The sequence below is a fragment of the Parvibaculum sp. genome, from assembly GCF_030651915.1.
GTDB lineage: Bacteria > Pseudomonadota > Alphaproteobacteria > Parvibaculales > Parvibaculaceae > Parvibaculum.
This window is the reverse complement of sequence record NZ_JAUSBV010000010.1, coordinates 363,839-382,340: the sequence shown is the minus strand read 5'-3', so window position 1 is coordinate 382,340 and position 18,502 is coordinate 363,839. Positions and strand designations below refer to the sequence as shown.

Sequence of the window (18,502 nt, the reverse complement as noted above, 5' to 3'; positions counted from 1 at the left end):
TACTCTCCGGGAAGGGCTCAAACCTTGCGCCGTGACTCCAGGCCATATTTCGTGCGCCGGATCATCAATGGGTGGGTGCGTTTCTATACGCAGCGCTTTCTGGTTCCCGGCTTCGACGCAATCGGACCGGGGCTCGACGTGACCAGCCCCTGGAACATCGAGCTTTGGGGTGGCGGGATCACCGCCGGCGCCAATCTCCATTTGCACGCAGCCGATGGAAATTATGTGCGTCTTGCCACCTGGCGGACCGGCGAACGCGAAGGGCGCATCGTCATCGGCGACCATGTGCTGATCAGTCCCGGCACGCATATCGTTGCGTCGGAAGAAATCCGGATTGGCAGCAATACCATGATGGCGAGCGGTTGCTATATCTCCGATTCCGACTGGCACGACACCTATGATCGCACCGCCGAACTGGACAAGCACCGGCCGATCCATATCGGCGAGAATGTGTGGCTTGGCGTTCGTGCAATTGTCGGCAAGGGTGTGACAATCGGCGATAACAGCATCATCGGTGCAGGTGCCGTGGTCACGAAGGACATACCTGCCAATTGCATTGCGGCCGGAAATCCGGCACGCGTCGTCCGCGAACTGGATCCCAACAGGTCGTTCAAAAAACGCGAGACGTTGTTTGGCAATCCCGAAAAACTTGCGCGCGATATGGAAAACCTGACGCGCCTCCTCGCACGGAACAACACAGTGTTCGGATGGTTACGTAGCGTGTTCGCGCCGACACGCAGCGACTGACGATCAAGATTTTTTCGGAACGGGAATCGCAGCGATTGCTTTGGTGATGCCGTCGAGTTTCACCGGAACCTTTACGTCGCCCTGCCCGACGAGACGGAACACGACCTCCATCTGGGTGCCGTTTTTCATTGCTTTCAGTCGCTCATCCGAGAGCAGGATTTCGGTCTGGCAACCGCCGGCAATGCAGAACATGAACTGCTGGCTGAAGTTCTCTTTGCCATCCACGGACCAGCCTATCCCCGCTGGCAGGAAGGTGCCGAGAGGCGTGATGGCAAACAGGAAGAGCTCGTTCTGGCCGTCACCGTCGCTGTCTTGCGGACCATAGCCGATACCGAGATAGAGCAGCCTTTGCTTGTCTTCGCCGGCCGCGACACCGACAAAGGCGTGACAGCGCTTGGCGCCGGTCGTGTTCTCGTCGCAGCGCGTGCTCCACGTTCCAAATTTCTGGATAGTGGGCTCGGGAGCGGCCGGCTGGGCCGTTCCCGGCGTGGCGCCGGTCATGGACAGGAGAACCGCAGCGGCGATGCCGGGAATCAAGCGCCGAAGAAACATGATAGACGTCCTTTTCGAAGCATAATCGCTCGGTGAAACGGCCCGGAACCCTTGTTGGGTATTCGGACCATCGAGCATGCGCTCTGATAGACTCGCATTTCGGCATAAACAAGGCACTGGAAATCTTTGAAAAATCCGGAAATTTGCTTAACGCTATGCAATGACGTCAGGTCCCGGTCCGGCCGCCGCCAGAGGAATCCGAAGGAACACGCCTTGTCTGTGATGCCGTTTTCTCGACCCCTGATCTGCCTTGCCCTGGCCGTCATCCTTCCCTCCCTGTTTGCGACCTTTGCCGGTCCTGCCAAGGCCGATCATGCCATCGCCATGCACGGCGATCCGCTTTACCCCGACGGTTTCACCCATTTTTCCTACGCAAATCCCAGTGCGCCCAAAGGCGGTTCCATTACCTATGGCGCCACCGGTTCTTTCGACAGCTTCAATCCATTTATCGTGCGCGGCACATCGGCAATCGGCCTGCGCGAGCATGTTTTCGAGAGCTTGCTGGCGCGGGGATATGACGAGGCCTTCACGCTCTATGCGTTGCTGGCCGAGAAAGTCGAGATGGCGGATGACCGGAGCTGGATTTCCTTCACGTTGAATCCGAAGGCACATTTTTCGGACGGAACACCGGTCACGGTCGACGACGTGATCTATTCGCTCGAGACGCTGCGCGACAAGGGCCGACCGAACTACAAGACCTATTACTCGAAAGTGGAGCGTATCGAGCGACCGGCCCCTCGCACCGTGAAGTTCATATTCACGCCGGATGGAGACCGGGAAATTCCGCTGATTCTCGGCCTGATGCCCATTGTGCCGAAGCACATCTACGAGAGTCGAAATTTCGACCAGTCCGGTTTCGACATGGCTATCGGCAGCGGGCCATATGTCGTCGACGGGTTCGCGCCGGGTGCACGCGTCGTTTACCGGCGCGACGAGAACTACTGGGGCTCGGCCTTGCCGGTCAACTCGGGCCACAACAATATCGATCGCATCACCTACGAGTATTTCCGCGACGCCAATGCCTCCTTCGAAGCCTTCAAGGCCGGGCTCTATCATGCGCGCCCGGAGGACGATCCCGGCCGCTGGACCAACAGCTATGACTTTCCTGCGGTCCGTCAGGGCAAGGTCCGCAAGGAGATATTCAAGAGCGGTATGCCTTCGGGGATGCGTGCTCTCGTCTTCAACACGCGCAAATCTGCGCTTGCCGACATAAAAGTGCGCCAGGCCCTGGTCCAGCTTTTCAATTTCGAATGGGTCAACCGCAATCTCTATCACGGGCTCTATGTTCGCACGCAGAGCTTCTTCGACAATTCTGAGCTTGGCTCGCATGGGCGCCCGGCAAGTGCCCGCGAACGCGAATTGCTGGCGCCTTTCCCTGATGCCGTGTTGCCTGAAATCATGGAAAATGGCTGGCATGCGCCGACGGGCGATGCGTCCGGACAAGACAGACGAAACCGTGCGGCGGCCATCGCGCTGTTGAAGGAAGCGGGCTATGAGTTGCGCGGCGGCGTCATGACAGGTGTTCCAACCGGCCGACCGTTGAAGTTGGAAATACTCGTGGCGACACCCGACGATGAGCGCCTCGCCCTCACTTATGCAAGCATGACCCGGCGCGTCGGCATCGACATATCGGTACGCAATGTGGATCCAAGCCAATTTCAGGAACGGCGCAGCAGTTACGACTTTGAAATGATGTTCAACGGCTGGTTTTCTTCTTTGTCGCCCGGCAACGAACAAAGCTTCTATTGGGGCTCGGCCGCTGCCGACGCACCGGGAACACGCAACTATATGGGCGCGAAGGAACCCGCCATCGACGCCATGATCGGAGCGATGCTCGAAGCGCGCACGCATGAGGACTTCGTCGCTGCCGTGCGGGCCATGGACCGGGTATTGCTGTCCGGTGCCTACATGATCCCGCTCTTCCATCAGCCCAACCAGTGGCTGGCGCTCTGGGACAAGGTCAAGGTACCGGAACAGCCGTCACTCTACGGCTATCGTAGCAGCGCATGGTGGATTGAGGAGTAGAGATGCTGAACCTGTCGTCCAGACTGCCCGCTGCGTGGCGCGCGCGCGTAACATTGCCGCTGATCGCAGCACCGATGTTTCTGATCTCGGGCCCGGAACTGGTGCTGGCCGCATCGCGCGCCGGTGTCATCGGCTCCTTTCCGACGCCGAACGCCCGCACCGTCGCCATGCTCGACGAGTGGATGGACCGCATCACGACCGGTCTCGGTGAGAAAGACGCCCCCTGGGCGGCCAACGTGGTCGTTCATCGTTCGAACGTGCGGCTCGACGAAGACCTCGACCTCGTCATGCGTTACAAGGCGCCGCTGGTCATCACCGCGCTCGGCAGCCCGCGTGCCATCGTCGAACGGGTGCATGAATATGGCGGCCTCGTGTTCGCAGATGTGAATTCGGTTCCCTTCGCCCGCAAGGCGGTAGCGGCGGGCGTCGACGGGCTGGTGCTGGTGGCGGCGGGTGCCGGCGGCCATACGGGCCAGATGACGGGATTTTCCTTCGTACCAGCCGTGCGCGAATTCTTCGATGGACCGGTGGTTCTGGGCGGCGGCATCACCAATGGCGCCGGCATACGTGCCGCCGAGGTGCTGGGCGCCGATCTCGCCTATATGGGCACGCGCTTCATCGCTTGCGAGGAAAGCCTCGCTGCCCCCGAATATCGCGACATGCTGATCGCCTCGAGCGTGGACGACCTGATCCTGACCCGCGCCATCACCGGCGTTGCGGCCAACTGGCTGAAGCCGAGTATCGCGCGCGCGGGTTACGATCTCGACGCGATGGAAAAGAGCCCCGATATCGACTTCACCGATCCGCAATCCGGCGCCAAACGCTGGGCGCAGGTCTGGTCGGCGGGCCATGGTGTTGGCATGATCGACCGGACAGAGCCGGTGGCAAGTCTCGTTGCCCGGCTTCGGGCCGAATATGAGGCCGCAAAAAACTAGAGGGCGAAAAGTCCTCGGCGTCGCTTTGGGAGGAGCACGGGATGATCCTGGCATCGAAGATGGAAATCGACCGCCATACGCGGGCCGGATGGTGGGGAACCGAAACCATCGATCAGCGATTCCGCGCCAATGCAGCGACAACGCCGGAGGGCCTTGCCGTCGCCGACCCGCCAAATCGGGCGGATATCGACGGACAAAACCCGCGCCGTCTCACCTATCGCGAACTCGGCGACGAGGCCAACCGGATTGCGACCGGCTTTCTCGACGCCGGACTGAAGAAGGACGACATCGTTGCCGTACAGCTCCCGAATGTGGTGGAACTGGTCGCGGTCTATCTGGCCGCATGGCGCATCGGGCTCATCGTTACGCCTGCACCCGTGCAGTGGCGCGCGCATGAACTGGGCGACGTGCTGGCCTTTGCGGGCGCGAAGGCTGCCGTGACGGCACGCACGATACGTGGCCACGATCATGCCGCGATGTTCGAGAGCCTGAAGCCGAAGCTGCCCGCGCTTCGCGCGCTCTTCGTTATTGGGGAGAGCGAGTGGCCCGCGGCCGACAATGCGCGGCTCGACGCGCTGCCCAAGGCGGATGCGAACGATGCGGCGACGATCTGCTGGACGTCGGGAACGGAAGCACGGCCCAAGGGCGTGCCCCGCAGTCACAATCACTGGATGATCGCCGGCGTCGCCTGCGCCGACGCCGCACAACTCCAGCCCGGCGATACGGTGCTGAACCCTTTCCCGCTGGTCAACATGGCCGCCATCGGCGGTTGCTTCATGCCCTGGCTGCTGACCGGCGGCACGCTGGTTCAACATCACCCCTTCGACCTGCCTGTTTTTCTGAAGCAACTGGTCGGCGAGAAAATCACCTACACCGTCGCGCCACCCGCTGTGCTGTCGCTGTTGTTGAAGGAAGAAAAGCTGATGGCCACGCTCGATCTCTCGGCGGTGCGCAGCATCGGCTCGGGCTCGGCGCCGCTCTCGCCCTGGATGGTGAAAACCTGGCAGGAGCAATACGGCCTGCCCATCGTCAACATCTTCGGTTCGAACGAAGGCACATGCCTGATATCCGGCGCGGGCGACGTGCCGGACCCGGAAGAGCGCGCGCAGTTTTTCCCGCGCTTCGGCGTCAAGGGCCTCGACTGGCCGGCAAAGATCGCCGGGGCCATCGAAACGAAGCTCGTCGACATCCAGACGGGCGATGAAGTGAGCGAACCCGGCAAGCCCGGCGAATTGCTGATCAAGGGTGCCACGGTCTTCGCGGGCTATTACCGCGCCGGCGATGGCGGCGGCCCGACGGATGCCATCGACAAGGACGGCTTCTTTCACACCGGCGACGTCTTCGAGATCGCCGGCGCCAGCAATCGCTACTACCGTTTCGTCGAGCGCGCCAAGGACATCATCATCCGCGGCGGCATGAACATCTCGCCGGGCGAGATCGACGGCTTGCTGGCCGGCCTGCCGAAGATCAAGGAGGCGGCCGTTGTCGGCTATGCCGATGCCGTCATGGGCGAGCGCATCTGTGCCGTCGCGGTGCCGGCCGAGGGCGAAAGCGTGACGCTCGACGACATCCGCAACCACCTGATGAAGTCCGACATCGCGGCCTACAAGCTGCCCGAGCGTCTCGAACTCGCCGACGCCCTGCCCCGCAACCCGCTCGGCAAGGTGCTGCGGCGCCAGCTCAGGGAGATGATCGGGGCGTGACGCGCGTCAGTCCGCCGCCTGGTTGAGAAGTTTCAGCCGTGCCTTCTTCAGGGTGCGGGTCTTCTCGGTCCATTCATGGATGGCCTGCGCCGCGCGGTCGCCTTCCGCCTTCATGATCTCGTCATGTTTCGCGTCGCGCACCGTAATCTCGCAGGCAAGGCCGCTCGGGTCGAAGAAATAGATCGAGTGACAGAAGTGATGGTCGATCGGGCCGAACACCGGCACCTTCGCTTCTTTCAGCCGCGCGATGAAAGCCCGCATTTCTTCCATCGAGCCAACCTCGAAGGCGAAGTGATAATCCTCGATCCCGTCTTTCATCCGGAAGACGTCGTCGCTGGCGCTTGTCGGTTCGTCGAAAAAGGCAATGAAACGCCCGTCGCCCATTTCGAAGAAGAGATGCATATAGGGCTTGTCGCGCCCGGCCGGATCCTTGTCGAAGGCGAGCGCGGCCGCAGGCTTCAGGCCCAGGAGGTCGCAATAGAACTTCCGCGTCTCTTCGGCATCGCGGCAGCGATAGGCGATATGGTGAAAGCCGGTGATCGTCGGCGCCGGTGTTTTGGTCTCGCCAATATGATCGACCCTGCCCAGAAGCTCGTTGCTCATTCTTTCCTCCCCGAAAGAAGATGACGATAGCTTGAGGCTACTCCCGCCCGGCGCGCGAAACCAGAGCGCCTAGCGCGGCTCCCGCGCGAAAATCGCCTCAAGGCTGGTCATGTTCATGCCGTGCTTGACGTAATTATAGGGCGTCACATTGACCGATTTGATCAGGCTGCGCTGGATTTCGGTGCCGATGCTGCCGTCGGCCGCCGGCACCATGTCGAAATCGATGACATTGATGCAGGCCGGGTCCTGCTCGAAGGCACGCACCGCGCCCAGCGCCCGCTCGAGCGAGCAGCCCGTCGCCGCCCAGCCGAGAATGAGGCGGTTGATGCCCTCATGCGCGGCAATCAGCGCCGTGTGCCAGCCCGGCTCGGCCAGGAGCCGCGTGACGGCGCCGATGGCGCGGGTGAGCGCGTCCCGGAAGACTTCGCCGCCCTCGAGCATGGTGGCGCCGGGCATTTCCGCCGTCTCGAAATAGAAAGCCATTTTCGCGGCGAGTTCGGTGCGACTCGAAATCCTGCCGAAGCTACCGCCATGGATTTCGACCAGCGCCGGTTCTTCCTCGAGGAAAGGCGCGGAAGATTCCTGCGCCGCGAGGACGAATTCCGCCGTCTGCCGCGTCCGCGGCACGCCGGAACAGATGGCGCGGTCGAGCGCGACATGTGAAAGCGCGGCGCCGGCCGCCTTCGCCTGTTCCCGGCCAAGCGGCGTCAGCGGCACCACTTTCGTGTCGCCGCCGGCCGCCAGAATCTCCGGTCCGAAATAGTCGACATGGCCGTGCCGCATCAGATAGAGGCGCCGCCGCCCTGTCGTACCGGGAAGTGCACTCAAATCGCTTCCGCCTTCTTCAGCGCCTCGACATCGGCGCCCGAGAAGCCCCAATCCTTGAGCGCGCTTTCGGTGTGCTCGCCGACCGTCGGCGCGGGGCCCTGGATCTTCGATTCCGTGCGCGAGAAACGCGGCGCCACATTGGGCTGCGCCACGCCGTCGATCTCGACAATGGTCTGGCGCGCCTTGTTGTGCGGATGGTCGATCGCTTCCTTGATCGACAGCACCGGCGCAAAGCAGATATCGGTGCCCTCCATGATCTGGCACCATTCATCGCGCGTCTTGGTCTTGAACACGGCCTCGATCTTGGTCTTCATCGCCGGCCATTGCGCGCGGTCCATCTGCGCGTCCCAGAGCGCATCGGTGAGCCCGGCCTTCTCGCGCAGGATCGCGTAGAATTGCGGCTCGATCGAACCGATCGAAATCCACTGCCCGTCCTTGGTCTCGTAGGTATCGTAGAAATGCGCGCCGCCATCGAGCATGTTGGTGCCATGCGGCTCCTGCCACATGCCGGACGCCGTGAACCCGTAGAACATCGCCATCAGCGACGAGGCGCCATCGGTCATCGCCGCATCGACCACCTGGCCCTTGCCGCTGCGCTGCGCTTCGACCAGCGCCGCCAGCATGCCCATGGCGAGATAAAGCGCGCCGCCGCCGAAATCGCCGACGAGATTGAGCGGCGGCACCGGCTTTTCGCCCGGACGGCCGATCGCATGCAGCGCGCCCGTCAGCGAGATGTAGTTGATGTCATGGCCGGCGGCATTGGCCAGCGGCCCGGTCTGGCCCCAACCGGTCATGCGGCCATAGACGAGTTTTGGATTGCGCTTCAGGCAGACATCGGGGCCGAGGCCCAGACGCTCCATCACACCGGGACGGAAGCCTTCCTGCAGAATGTCGGCGCTCTCGATCAGCTTCAGGCAGGCCTCGACCGATTCCGGCTTCTTGAGGTCGAGCGCGACCGAGCGCCGGCCGCGCGAACCGATATCGAATTTCGAGCCGCCGCGCCCGCCCTTGCGGTCGATGCGGATGATATCCGCACCCATGTCGGAGAGCAGCATGGCGCAGAAGGGCCCCGGCCCGATACCTGCGAATTCGACGACCTTGATGCCGCTCAGCGGTCCGCTACCCATGACGTGCTCCCTTGAATTCAGCTGTTTGCCGTTTGTTGGAGGAGATTTGTACAGGCTGCGGCGAGGCCCGTAAACGCTGGCCGGATTGACGCAAGGGCGGGCTGGCGCGGGCTCCCTTGCCGGTTTTCGCTTCCGCCTCTACAAACGCGCCATGCCCCTGCCCGCTCCCGCCATCGCTCGCGGTTATACCGGCGAGCCCTGCCCCGCATCCTTCAACATCGCGCGCTATTGCCTGGCGCGCGCGGCGAAGGAGACGCCGGAGAAGATCGCGCTGGTCGTTGTCGGCGACGCCGACGCGCCGCTCGAAACGGCCGAGCGCTGGCGCTATGGCGCACTCGATGACGCGGTGCGCCGCGTGGCGGCCGGGTTGCTGGCGGAAGGTTTCGCATCCGGCGAACGTCTGATGATCCGCATGCCCAACACATCCGACTATGCGCTGCTCTTTTTCGGCGCGCTGGCGGCCGGCATCGTGCCGCTTCCCTCCTCCTCGCAACTCACCGCCGACGAGGCCGACTTCCTGCTCGCGGATTCAGCCGCCGCCGCAGTCGCACTGGCGCCCGGCATGCACATGCAGACGGGCGGCGTGCGGGTGATCGATGCGGCCATGATCGAGCGCTTGAAGGCGCATGCGCCGCGGGCCGGCTACGCCGATACCGGCGCCAACGATCCGGCCTTCCTGGTCTACACCTCTGGCACCAGCGGCCGCCCGAAAGGCGTCCTGCATGCCCATCGCAGCGCCTGGGGTCGTCGGCCAATGTATCGGGGCTGGTACGGCATCGAGCCCGCCGACACGATGCTCCATGCCGGTGCCTTCAACTGGACCTATACGCTGGGTGTCGGCCTGACCGACCCATGGGCCAATGGCGCGACCACCATTCTCTACAATGGCGAAAAGGATGTGCAGGTCTGGCCGAAGCTGATGGAAAAGACGCGCGCCACGCTCTTTGCCGCCGTGCCGACGCTCTATCGCCAGATCCTGAAATATTGCGATCTCGCCGCGCATGACATTTCAAACCTGCGCCACGGCCTGACCGCCGGCGAGGCGCTGTCGCCGGCCCTGCTCGAGCACTGGCGGGAGGCGACCGGCAAGGACCTCTACGAGGCCTTGGGCATGTCGGAATGCTCGACCTATGTCTCGACCGCGCCGGGCATGGAAATCCGTGCTGGAAGCCCGGGTCGGCCGCAGCCCGGCCGCTGCGTGGCGGCGCTGCCGGTCGATGGCGGTCTCGAGCCGCTGCCCCCCGGCGAGACCGGATTGCTGGCCGTCCACCGTTCCGATCCCGGGCTGATGCTCGGCTACTGGCGGCGCCCCGAAGAAGAGGCCGACGTCTATCGCGGCGAGTGGTTCATCGGCGGCGATCTCGCCAGTTTCGACGCCGATGGCTACATGCATTATCACGGCCGCGCCGACGACCTGATGAATGCGATGGGCTACCGCGTCTCGCCGCAGGAGGTCGAGGCGGCGCTGGCAGGCCATCCCGATGTGCAGGAGGTCGCGGTCACCGAGCTGCATGTCCGGGAGGATCTGTCGGTCATTGCCGCTTTTGTGGTGCCGAAAGAGGCGTCCGAACCCGACGCCGCCGCGATTCTCGCCTGGGCCGAGAGGCGCCTGGCCGCCTACAAGCGCCCGCGCGAGGTGATTTTCGTCGACAGCCTGCCCCGAACGGCCAATGGCAAGGTGATGCGACGGGCGCTGCGGCGCGTCTAGGGCCGCGCCGGCCGTTCCTGCGGCAATGGCTCATGCTCGGCCGCGAACGAGACCTGCACCTGGCGGACACGCTCAAACAATGATGCCGTTGCGGTCATGGGGCTCGCATCGAGCACCCAGACACACAGGAAAAATCCGAAAACAATGCCCATCAGGAAATTGGACATTGGGGTCCGGCCCTCTCAATCTACAACTGCAACACGGTTAAAATCTCTCGCACGAACCATAAAAACGCAAGCAAAATCAATGGCTTGTTTCAAAAAGGTACAGTGAAATGGTTAATGCGCGATGGCGCCATGCCTGGCGCGTACTTCCTCCGGCGGCGCACGGCCGGCCAGGCTGACAATAACGACCGCCAGCATCGCCACGGCGAAGCCGGGCAGAATTTCATAGAGGTCGAAAATCCCGCCTGAGAGCTGCTTCCAGACAATGACCGTGGCGGCGCCCGCGACCATGCCGGCCAGCGCACCATTGCGCGTCATGCGGCCCCAGAACAGCGACAGGATCACCACCGGCCCGAAGGCGGCGCCGAACCCGGCCCAGGCATAGGCGACCAGTGCCAGCACCGTGCTGTCCCGGTCGAGGGCCAGCAGGAGCGCCGCCACCGAGATGACGATGACCGATGCCCGCCCCGCCATCAGCAATTCACGCGCTTGCGCATCGGGCCGGAAAATGCGCTTCCAGAAATCCTCGGCGATGACGCTCGACGACACGAGAAGCTGCGAGGAGACCGTGCTCATCACCGCCGCCAGCACGGCGGCCAGCAGCACCCCCGCAATCACCGGACTGAACAGCGCCTGCGACAAGGCCAGAAACACCGTCTCGGGATTGGCGAGCGGCGCGGCGGCGAAATAGCCGATACCGGCAAGTCCGGTCGCCACGGCGCCGTAAAGCGCCAGCACCATCCAGGTCATGCCGATCAACTGCGCGCCCGGCAATGCCGCCTCGTCGCGGATCGCCATGAAGCGCGCCAGAATGTGCGGCTGGCCGAAATAGCCGAGCCCCCACGCCATCAGCGAAACCGCACCGATCAGGCTGATGTCGTGAAAGGCGTCGAGTGCGCCTGTCGGCCCGGCGCTGTTGGCACCGGCAATCATTGCCTCGACGCCGCCCATTGCCGAAATGGCGACGGCCGGCACGATCAGCAGCGCGAAGAACATCATCACGCCCTGCACCGTATCGGTCCAGCAGACGCCGAGAAAGCCGCCGATCGCCGTATAGGACAGGATGCTGACGGCGCCGATGGCCAGCGCCCAATGATAGTCGAGGCCAAACACCTGTTCGAACAGGATGGCGCCCGACACAAGACCTGCCGATGTGTAGATCGTGAAGAAAATCAGGATCACAAAGGCGCTGGCGACGCGCAACACGCGGCTCCGGTCGGCGAAACGGTTTTCGAAATAGTCCGGCAGCGTCAACGCATCGCCGGCCGCCTCGGTATAGCGCCGCAGGCGCCGCGCAATGAACCGCCAGTTGAGAAATGCGCCCGCAACCAGCCCGACCGCGATCCATATCTGGTTGAGGCCGTAGAGATAGACCGCGCCGGGCAGCCCGAGCATCAGCCAGCCGCTCATGTCGGAGGCGCCGGCCGAAAGCGCCGCCACCCAGCGGCCAAGCTGCCGTCCGCCGAGAATGTAGTCCTTGAGATTGTTGGTGAAGCGATAGGCGGCCACGCCGAGCGCCAGCATCGCCAGCAGATAGACCGCGATGGTGAGAGGCAGCGTCGCGGTCATCGGGCGCGAAACCAGCTGACGGCGGATGCCATGATGGCAAGCGCGGGTAGCCCAAGAACCAGCCAGCTCTCAACAGTCAGTCCACCGATCATGAAGCCCCCGTTCTGGCGGGTGCGCTTCACATCGGAGGCAAACCGCCTGCCTGACTTAGCCAGTAAGCGCGACGATGTTCAAGGGGGTCTATTGTCGGGTGCGGGACCTCGGCCGAGATGGTTTTAACGTCGCCGTTTCGGCCTACCCACGCGTACTGACCTTTGTGGCCGAGCGGCCGCTCGACGTTATACTCAGTCTGCAGATGATCGCGGGCCGCAGCAATCTTGTGACTGAGGCCGAAAGCGGCCTCAGTCGGATTGATTCCATAAGTCCAAGTGCAGGCAAGAAAGCCCAACACAAATCCGACGAAGAGTTTTCCCACGATTCGTCCTCTGATTACCTTGAAAGAGGATTCGGGGAAATTATGAGCCATCATGCTTAATGAAGTGTTACCGAAAATCGGGCATTTCGTCGTCTGTCAGAGCGACTGCCCGTCATCGACGGTGAAAAGCGACCCGGTGATGAACCGTCCGTGGTCGGACGCCAGAAGCAACAGCGTCCCGTCGAGGTCCTCCTCGACCCCGAGCCGCCGCCGGGGCCAGCTTTTGATCTGCTTTTGCCCGCCCTCGGTACCGAACCAGTCCGAGTTGAGTTCGGTCTCGATGAAGCCCGGGCACATCGCGTTGACGTTGATCTGTTTCCGCGCCCATTCCTTGGCGAGCGATTTGGTCATCATGCCGACCGCTGCCTTGGTCATGCAATAGATCGTCAGTCCGGGAAGAACCGTATGCGCGCCGATGGAAGCAATGTTGATGATGCGGCCGCCCGCGCCCCGCGCCATCATCGAGCGTCCGGCCGCCTGCGCCATGAAGAAGGCACCGCGCACATTGGTGTCGAACATCGTGTCGAAGCCTTCCGGCGTCACCTCGGCCGGAAGCGCCTGCACATTCATGCCGGCATTGTTGACGAGAATGTCGACCGGTCCGAGCGTGTGCTCGGCCTCCGCCATGCAGGCCGCGATGCTCGCCGGATCCGTGACGTCGAGGGCGATCGCCGCCGCCACGCCGCCTGTCGCCTCGATCTCGGATTTGAGCGCGGCGAGCCGTTCGACCCGCCGACCGGTAATGGCGATCTTCGCCCCGGCCTTCGCCAGCACCAGAGCGAAGCGTCTGCCGAGCCCGCTGGTCGCGCCCGTCACCAGCGCCACCTTACCGCCGAGATCGTAATCCGGGAGCCTGACTTCGGTTGTCTCGGTCATTGCGTGTAGCCTCCAGCCGTTTGATTTTGCTGGACTCTTCGCGTGCGTCGCCCGCCCCGTCAAGTGGCGGCCCACCGGTGCCTTGCGGCCCCTGCGTTTCAGGCCTCATAATCACCCATCGAAAACGCGCGGCGGAGGCCAGAAATGCAACTCGATGTCGTCTCGGATACGGTCTGCCCGTGGTGCTACATCGGCAAGAAGCGTCTCGACGAAGCGCTGACGATGCATGGCGGTACGAACATCACGCTCGCCTGGCGCCCCTTTCAGCTTGATGCGTCGATCCCCGAAGGGGGCGTTGACCGCAAAGCCTACATGGAAAAGAAATTCGGATCGGAACGTGCCAGGGAAGTGGGCAACACGATCCGCGAGTTCGGCGCGGCGGTCGGCATTGAGTTCCGCTTCGACAGGATCGAGCGTTCGCCCAATACGCTCGACAGCCATCGGCTGATCCGCTGGGCGGGTACGGCCGGCTGCCAGAACGAAATGGTCGATATCCTTTTCCGCCGCTACTTCGAGGACGGCGAAGATATCGGGTCGCACGACGTACTGGTCGATGCCTCGGCCGAAGCCGGCATGGACACCGACATTGTGCGCGGCTTGCTGAGCGGCGATGCCGACAAGGAACTGGTACGCCGCGAGGACATGACCGCGCGCGAACTCGGCATTCAGGGTGTCCCGAGTTTTGTCATCAATTCGAAGTGGGTGATGGTCGGTGCGCAGGAGCCGGAAACACTGGTGCGCATGTTCGACAAGCTGCTGGCCAAGGAAGCGGAAGAAGCGGTCAGCGCCGCGCAGTAAATCCAAAGGGGGGATTTCATGTCTTCATTGTCGCTGCGACAGGAGCAGCAGGCGTATTGGTTATTGCTGCTGGGTATCGTTCTCTTCCTGATTGGGCTTCTCACGGGGTTCATTTCCGGGGGCATCGCCAATCCGCGCATGGGACTTTCGGCGCATCTTGAAGGACTCATGAACGGAATGTTCCTGGTGCTTCTCGGTCTGCTTTGGCCGCGCCTCGTGCTCGGTTCGGTGGCGCTTCTCAGTGCGTTCTGGCTTGTGACCTATGCCGCCTTCGCCAATTGGCTGGGCGTATTGCTGGCGGGTATTTGGGGGGCCGGCGCTGGCATGATGCCGATCGCCGCGCAGGGAATGGCAGGTTCAGGGACGCAGGAGGCAATCATCTCCTTTCTGCTGATCAGCCTGTCCGTGGCAATGGTCCTCGGCGTTGTCCTGATCATTTGGGGTCTCTGGCGCGGAGGCAAAAAATGAAACCTCAATCGGCTATGGCGGCACGTAAAATCTCAAGGTGCATCCTTCTTTTTTTATGCATTCAATTCGCTTCAACTACAGGCATGGCAGAAAACGAAACCTCAGAGCCAATTCTCCGACCGCATCAGCTCTGGTCGATCAAGTCGGTGGAGCCAACCACGACGAAAGTTGTCATCGGACGTATTGAAGAATGGAACGACATGCACGCTGTTCATGTTTCACTTCTTGGTGTACCCGCACCTCCAGGACTCGTGACACCGGACGGCACCATGACGGTCAGCCACATGCCCTTTGAAATGTCGGCAATAGCTGGGTCAGTGGACCAACTCTTGGAGAGCGACGTCGCGCCCGGTGCGGAATTTGAAGAAGGCTATCAAGTATGGAAATCGGAAAAGGGCGGAATCTATTCGATCACCGTCATGCAAGCCGTTGGCCTTCTGAGTGAGATGCTTGAACAGAACTCTCAGTAAGCGAAAATCTACGCCGCCTTTGCCGCGCCCGCCAACTCCGCGAGTTTCCGCATCAGCGCATAGGTGCCGGTGAGTCTTTCTTCGGGCGTATCCCAGTCGCGCCTGAAGACGAGCTTGTGATCGGGCCTGAGCTTGGCATTCCCGCGTTCGTCGTTGATGATCTCGACCAGGGCGGCCGGATTGGCGAAGGTGTTGTCGCGGAATGTCAGCACGATACCTTTGGGGCCGGCTTCGATCTTCTCGACATTGGCCGCACGGCACATGCCCTTGATCTCGACGATCTTCAGCAGGAACTCGACTTCCTCCGGCAGCTTGCCGAAACGGTCGATCAGCTCCGCGCCGAAGCCGTCAATCTCGGCGCGAGTCTCCACATCGGAAAGCCGCCGGTAAAGCGACATCCGCGCCTCAAGGTCGGGCACATAGTTTTCGGGGATAAGCACCGGCGTGCCGACATTGATCTGCGGCGACCAGCGGCCCTCCTCGTCTTCCTCCGCACCGCCGCCACGCATTGCGGCCACGGCCTCTTCCAGCATTGACTGGTAGAGCTCATATCCGACTTCCCGGATATGGCCCGACTGTTCGTCGCCGAGCAGATTGCCGGCGCCGCGAATATCGAGATCGTGGCTGGCGAGCGAAAAACCGGCGCCAAGCGAGTCGAGCGACTGCAGCACCTTGAGGCGCCGCTCGGCCGCCGGCGTCAATGTCCGGTTCGCAGGCACGGTCAGATAGGCATAGGCGCGGGCTTTCGAACGGCCGACACGCCCGCGAAGCTGATAGAGCTGCGCGAGACCGAACATATCGGCGCGGTGCACAATCAGCGTATTGGCGGTCGGAATGTCGAGCCCGGATTCGACAATGGTGGTCGAAACCAGCACATCGTATTTACCGTCGTAAAACGCCGTCATCTTGTCTTCGATTTCGCCCGGCGCCATTTGTCCATGCGCGATCGTGAATTTCACTTCCGGCGCATATTGCTTCAGAAACTCGCCGGCCTCGGAAAGATCGGCAATACGCGGCACGATATAAAAGCTCTGCCCGCCGCGAAAATGCTCCCGCATCAACGCCTCGCGCATGACGACCGCATCGAACGGCGAGACATAGGTGCGAACGACAAGGCGGTCGACCGGCGGAGTTGCGATGATCGAAAGCTCGCGAACGCCCGACAGGGCCATCTGCAACGTTCGTGGAATTGGCGTTGCCGTCAGTGTAAGCACATGAACCTCGGCACGCAGGGCCTTCAACTGCTCCTTGTGGCCGACGCCGAAATGTTGCTCCTCATCGACGATAACAAGCCCCAGATTGCGGAATTTTATCTGTTTGCCGAGCACCGCATGGGTGCCGATGACGATGTCGACCGTACCGTCGGTGAGACCCGCCTTCGCTTCCGCCATCTCCTTGGTGCCGACAAGCCGCGACATCTGCCTGATCTTGACCGGTAATCCATGGAAACGGTCGTTGAAGGTTTTGAAATGCTGGCGCGCCAGAAGTGTCGTTGGCACGACAACGGCCACCTGGTAGCCGTTCAGTGCGGCGACAAAGGCCGCGCGTAAAGCGACTTCGGTCTTGCCAAATCCGACGTCGCCACAAACCAGTCGGTCCATCGGCCGTCCGCGTGCCAGATCCGCCAGCACGGCCTCGATGGCCTGTTCCTGATCGTCGGTCTCGGTAAAGGGAAAGCGGGCGCAGAATTCGTCATAGGCGCCCGGCTGCGGCTCCATGACGGGAGCTTTTTTCAACTCGCGCGCGGCGGCGATCTTGATGAGCTCGCCGGCCATCTCGCGGATGCGTTCCTTGAGACGGGCCTTTCGCGCCTGCCAGCCGGTGCCCCCCAGCCGGTCAAGCTGCGCTTCCGCATCGTCCGAACCGTAGCGCGACAACAGCTCAATGTTTTCGACCGGCAAATAGAGCTTGTCGTTGCCTTGATAGACAAGCAACAGGCAGTCATGTGGCGCACCCATGACCTCGATGGTCAGCAGCCGCTCGAACCGTCCGATACCGTGATCGACATGCACGACGAAATCGCCGGGCGACAAGCTCGACGCTTCGGTCAGGAAATTCTCGGCCCGTTTTTTCCGGCGCTGGCGTACCAACCGGTCGCCCAGCACATCCTGCTCACCAATGACGGCGAGGTCTGCCGTTTCGAATCCGGCCTCGATGCCGAGAACAATTAGTGAAACTGTATTTTTGCTAACAGTGTTAACTTGAGACCATGAATCCGCAATGAGAACATTTCCGATACCATGATCGCCGAGTACATGGGCCAGCCGATCCCGTGCGCCCTCCGTCCAGCTTGCAATTGCTATCCGTTTGCCTGCCCGGCGTAGACCGGCGATGTGGCCGCCGAGAACTTCGAAAATATTGACGCCGTCCTGCGCGCGTTCCGGCGCGAAACTTCGTCCCTGCTTTCCGCCCAGGTTGATGCCGGCACCCTCGGGAACGCGAAACGGCGTAAAGGCGCGCACCGGCCGCGCATCGAGGATGGCATCCCACTCCGCTGCGTCGAGATAGAGCGCTTCGGGTTTTAGCGGTTTGTAGCTCGGTGCGTCGACGGTCGATTTGGTGCCGCGCGCCGTGACACGGGCATCATAATAGTCGCTGATGAGTTCGAGCCGTGCGCCCCTGGCTTCTTCGGCCTGCGCGTCGAGGGTTACCGTCGCACCCGGCATATAATCGAAAATCGTTTCAAGCTTCTCGTGGAACAGCGGCAGCCAGTGTTCCATGCCCGCATGTTTGCGGCCCTCGCTGACCGCGGCATAGAGCGGGTCACCGTCATTGACCGCGCCGAGCGCTGCCACATATCCCGCCCGAAATCGGCGGATCGTCTCGGCGTCGAGATGAATTTCGCTGGCCGGCACGAGGTCGAGACCGGAGAGCTGACCGACGGTACGCTGGCTTTCGGCATCGAAGCTCCGGACCGCGTCCAGCGTGTCGCCGAACATGTCGAGTCGGATCGGCAATTCCAGACCGGGCGGGAAAATGTCGACGATGCCGCCCCGGACGGCAAACTCGCCGCGCTCGCGCACCGTGCCAGTGCGGTTGTAGCCATTGGCCGCCAGATAGGAGGTCAGCGCATCGAGGTCGACCCGGTTGCCGACATGCGCCGACCACGCCGCGCCGCTGACCGTTTCCCGTGCGGGGACGCGTTGCAGCGCCGCATTGACGGTGAGCAAGACGACGAGCGGCTTGTCCCCACCCGTCTCCACCCGCGCCGCCAGCCGCGACAGCGTCGCCATGCGGCGTGCGCTGATATCGCCGTTCGGGGACACGCGGTCATAAGGCAGGCAGTCCCAGGCGGGGAAAAGTTCGACGTCGATATCAGGGGCGAAGAACGCGAGAGCCTCGGCAAGCGCCGCCATGCGGGCATCGTCGCGAGCAACATGCCCAACCATGCCATTTGACATGCTCCGGCATGCGCGCGCGATGTCGGCCAGCGCCAGCGCATCGAAGCCTTCCGGCGTTTCGCCGAGCGTCAGCCGGCCCGGCATCGCCGCCAATTCCTGCATTCTTTTCAAGA

Annotated in this window: 17 protein-coding genes; 8 read left to right on the top strand and 9 right to left on the bottom strand. The window is 62.4% G+C overall.

The annotated features are described in order from the left end of the window. Positions 1–51 precede the first annotated feature (51 nt). A complete protein-coding gene (locus Q7V31_RS15840) occupies positions 52–747 on the top strand; it encodes a DapH/DapD/GlmU-related protein (protein ID WP_304735682.1) in 696 nt (231 codons plus the stop codon). 3 nt (positions 748–750) lie between these two features. Here Q7V31_RS15840 and Q7V31_RS15835 read toward each other — a convergent pair whose 3' ends face one another. After that, positions 751–1,299: an invasion associated locus B family protein gene (locus Q7V31_RS15835; protein WP_304735680.1), complete on the bottom strand. Its 549-nt coding sequence runs from the start codon at positions 1,297–1,299 to the stop codon at positions 751–753. A 222-nt stretch (positions 1,300–1,521) separates the two neighbouring features. On the opposite strand from Q7V31_RS15835, the gene Q7V31_RS15830 reads away from it, so the two are divergent. Genes Q7V31_RS15830 through Q7V31_RS15820 form a run of 3 tightly spaced genes read left to right on the top strand, consistent with a single transcriptional unit; the run spans position 1,522 to position 5,962 of the window. Continuing rightward, positions 1,522–3,324: an extracellular solute-binding protein gene (locus Q7V31_RS15830; RefSeq protein WP_304736033.1), complete on the top strand. Its 1,803-nt coding sequence runs from the start codon at positions 1,522–1,524 to the stop codon at positions 3,322–3,324. A gap of 2 nt (positions 3,325–3,326) precedes the next feature. Continuing rightward, positions 3,327–4,259 carry a nitronate monooxygenase family protein gene (locus tag Q7V31_RS15825; RefSeq protein ID WP_304735679.1) on the top strand — a complete coding sequence of 311 codons (933 nt, stop codon included), beginning with the start codon at positions 3,327–3,329 and terminating at the stop codon, positions 4,257–4,259. 41 nt (positions 4,260–4,300) lie between these two features. Beyond that, complete coding sequence (locus Q7V31_RS15820) at positions 4,301–5,962, top strand: class I adenylate-forming enzyme family protein (protein ID WP_304735678.1); 1,662 nt, start codon at positions 4,301–4,303, stop codon at positions 5,960–5,962. 6 nt (positions 5,963–5,968) lie between these two features. Here the strand turns inward: Q7V31_RS15820 and Q7V31_RS15815 are convergent, their stop codons facing one another. The 3 genes from Q7V31_RS15815 to Q7V31_RS15805 all read right to left on the bottom strand — a co-directional run bounded on the left by Q7V31_RS15815 (position 5,969) and on the right by Q7V31_RS15805 (position 8,520). Continuing rightward, positions 5,969–6,565 (bottom strand): VOC family protein, encoded by a 597-nt coding sequence (locus tag Q7V31_RS15815; RefSeq protein WP_304735676.1) that lies wholly within the window; start codon positions 6,563–6,565, stop codon positions 5,969–5,971. A 69-nt stretch (positions 6,566–6,634) separates the two neighbouring features. Continuing rightward, positions 6,635–7,393, bottom strand: coding sequence for a histidine phosphatase family protein (locus Q7V31_RS15810; RefSeq protein ID WP_304735675.1), 759 nt, complete (start codon positions 7,391–7,393; stop codon positions 6,635–6,637). Next, on the bottom strand, positions 7,390–8,520 hold the full coding sequence (locus Q7V31_RS15805; RefSeq protein WP_304735673.1) for a CaiB/BaiF CoA-transferase family protein: 1,131 nt from the start codon (positions 8,518–8,520) through the stop codon (positions 7,390–7,392). Before Q7V31_RS15805 ends, Q7V31_RS15810 begins: the two co-directional genes overlap by 4 nt. Positions 8,521–8,671: 151 nt before the next feature. On the opposite strand from Q7V31_RS15805, the gene Q7V31_RS15800 reads away from it, so the two are divergent. Further along, complete coding sequence (locus Q7V31_RS15800; RefSeq protein WP_304735671.1) at positions 8,672–10,228, top strand: acyl-CoA synthetase; 1,557 nt, start codon at positions 8,672–8,674, stop codon at positions 10,226–10,228. Here Q7V31_RS15800 and Q7V31_RS15795 read toward each other — a convergent pair. From Q7V31_RS15795 to Q7V31_RS15780, 4 genes are all read right to left on the bottom strand, one after another. Then, positions 10,225–10,395: a hypothetical protein gene (locus Q7V31_RS15795; protein ID WP_304735669.1), complete on the bottom strand. Its 171-nt coding sequence runs from the start codon at positions 10,393–10,395 to the stop codon at positions 10,225–10,227. The two genes, Q7V31_RS15800 and Q7V31_RS15795, sit on opposite strands and share 4 nt — an antisense overlap. Before the next feature lie 111 nt (positions 10,396–10,506). Next, entirely contained in the window at positions 10,507–11,961 is a 1,455-nt protein-coding gene (putP, locus tag Q7V31_RS15790) for a sodium/proline symporter PutP (protein WP_304735668.1), read from the bottom strand. Positions 11,962–12,079: 118 nt separating this feature from the next. Then, entirely contained in the window at positions 12,080–12,376 is a 297-nt protein-coding gene (locus Q7V31_RS15785; protein WP_304735665.1) for a hypothetical protein, read from the bottom strand. A 96-nt stretch (positions 12,377–12,472) separates the two neighbouring features. Further along, on the bottom strand, positions 12,473–13,252 hold the full coding sequence (locus tag Q7V31_RS15780; RefSeq protein ID WP_304735664.1) for a glucose 1-dehydrogenase: 780 nt from the start codon (positions 13,250–13,252) through the stop codon (positions 12,473–12,475). A 144-nt stretch (positions 13,253–13,396) separates the two neighbouring features. On the opposite strand from Q7V31_RS15780, the gene Q7V31_RS15775 reads away from it, so the two are divergent. The 3 genes from Q7V31_RS15775 to Q7V31_RS15765 are packed head-to-tail and all read left to right on the top strand — an operon-like array spanning position 13,397 to position 14,988. After that, complete coding sequence (locus Q7V31_RS15775; RefSeq protein ID WP_304735662.1) at positions 13,397–14,050, top strand: DsbA family oxidoreductase; 654 nt, start codon at positions 13,397–13,399, stop codon at positions 14,048–14,050. Positions 14,051–14,068: 18 nt separating this feature from the next. Continuing rightward, on the top strand, positions 14,069–14,518 hold the full coding sequence (locus Q7V31_RS15770) for a hydrogenase (protein WP_304735661.1): 450 nt from the start codon (positions 14,069–14,071) through the stop codon (positions 14,516–14,518). Beyond that, complete coding sequence (locus tag Q7V31_RS15765) at positions 14,515–14,988, top strand: hypothetical protein (RefSeq protein WP_304735659.1); 474 nt, start codon at positions 14,515–14,517, stop codon at positions 14,986–14,988. The genes Q7V31_RS15770 and Q7V31_RS15765 overlap by 4 nt, the downstream gene beginning before the upstream one ends. Before the next feature lie 8 nt (positions 14,989–14,996). Here the strand turns inward: Q7V31_RS15765 and mfd are convergent, their stop codons facing one another. Continuing rightward, positions 14,997–18,491 (bottom strand): transcription-repair coupling factor, encoded by a 3,495-nt coding sequence (gene mfd, locus Q7V31_RS15760; protein ID WP_304736031.1) that lies wholly within the window; start codon positions 18,489–18,491, stop codon positions 14,997–14,999. Between the last annotated feature and the right edge of the window lie 11 nt (positions 18,492–18,502).

What these genes read in the sequence shown, in the direction of transcription:
- putP (WP_304735668.1), bottom strand. Translation starts at nt 11,961, where the DNA reads ATGACCGCGACGCTGCCTCTCACCATCGCGGTCTATCTGCTGGCGATG.
- Q7V31_RS15770 (WP_304735661.1), top strand. Translation starts at nt 14,069, where the DNA reads ATGTCTTCATTGTCGCTGCGACAGGAGCAGCAGGCGTATTGGTTATTG.
- Q7V31_RS15765 (WP_304735659.1), top strand. Translation starts at nt 14,515, where the DNA reads ATGAAACCTCAATCGGCTATGGCGGCACGTAAAATCTCAAGGTGCATC.
- Q7V31_RS15775 (WP_304735662.1), top strand. Translation starts at nt 13,397, where the DNA reads ATGCAACTCGATGTCGTCTCGGATACGGTCTGCCCGTGGTGCTACATC.
- Q7V31_RS15825 (WP_304735679.1), top strand. Translation starts at nt 3,327, where the DNA reads ATGCTGAACCTGTCGTCCAGACTGCCCGCTGCGTGGCGCGCGCGCGTA.
- Q7V31_RS15795 (WP_304735669.1), bottom strand. Translation starts at nt 10,395, where the DNA reads ATGTCCAATTTCCTGATGGGCATTGTTTTCGGATTTTTCCTGTGTGTC.
- Q7V31_RS15830 (WP_304736033.1), top strand. Translation starts at nt 1,522, where the DNA reads ATGCCGTTTTCTCGACCCCTGATCTGCCTTGCCCTGGCCGTCATCCTT.
- Q7V31_RS15835 (WP_304735680.1), bottom strand. Translation starts at nt 1,299, where the DNA reads ATGTTTCTTCGGCGCTTGATTCCCGGCATCGCCGCTGCGGTTCTCCTG.
- Q7V31_RS15815 (WP_304735676.1), bottom strand. Translation starts at nt 6,565, where the DNA reads ATGAGCAACGAGCTTCTGGGCAGGGTCGATCATATTGGCGAGACCAAA.
- Q7V31_RS15780 (WP_304735664.1), bottom strand. Translation starts at nt 13,252, where the DNA reads ATGACCGAGACAACCGAAGTCAGGCTCCCGGATTACGATCTCGGCGGT.
- Q7V31_RS15800 (WP_304735671.1), top strand. Translation starts at nt 8,672, where the DNA reads ATGCCCCTGCCCGCTCCCGCCATCGCTCGCGGTTATACCGGCGAGCCC.
- Q7V31_RS15805 (WP_304735673.1), bottom strand. Translation starts at nt 8,520, where the DNA reads ATGGGTAGCGGACCGCTGAGCGGCATCAAGGTCGTCGAATTCGCAGGT.
- Q7V31_RS15820 (WP_304735678.1), top strand. Translation starts at nt 4,301, where the DNA reads ATGATCCTGGCATCGAAGATGGAAATCGACCGCCATACGCGGGCCGGA.
- mfd (WP_304736031.1), bottom strand. Translation starts at nt 18,491, where the DNA reads ATGCAGGAATTGGCGGCGATGCCGGGCCGGCTGACGCTCGGCGAAACG.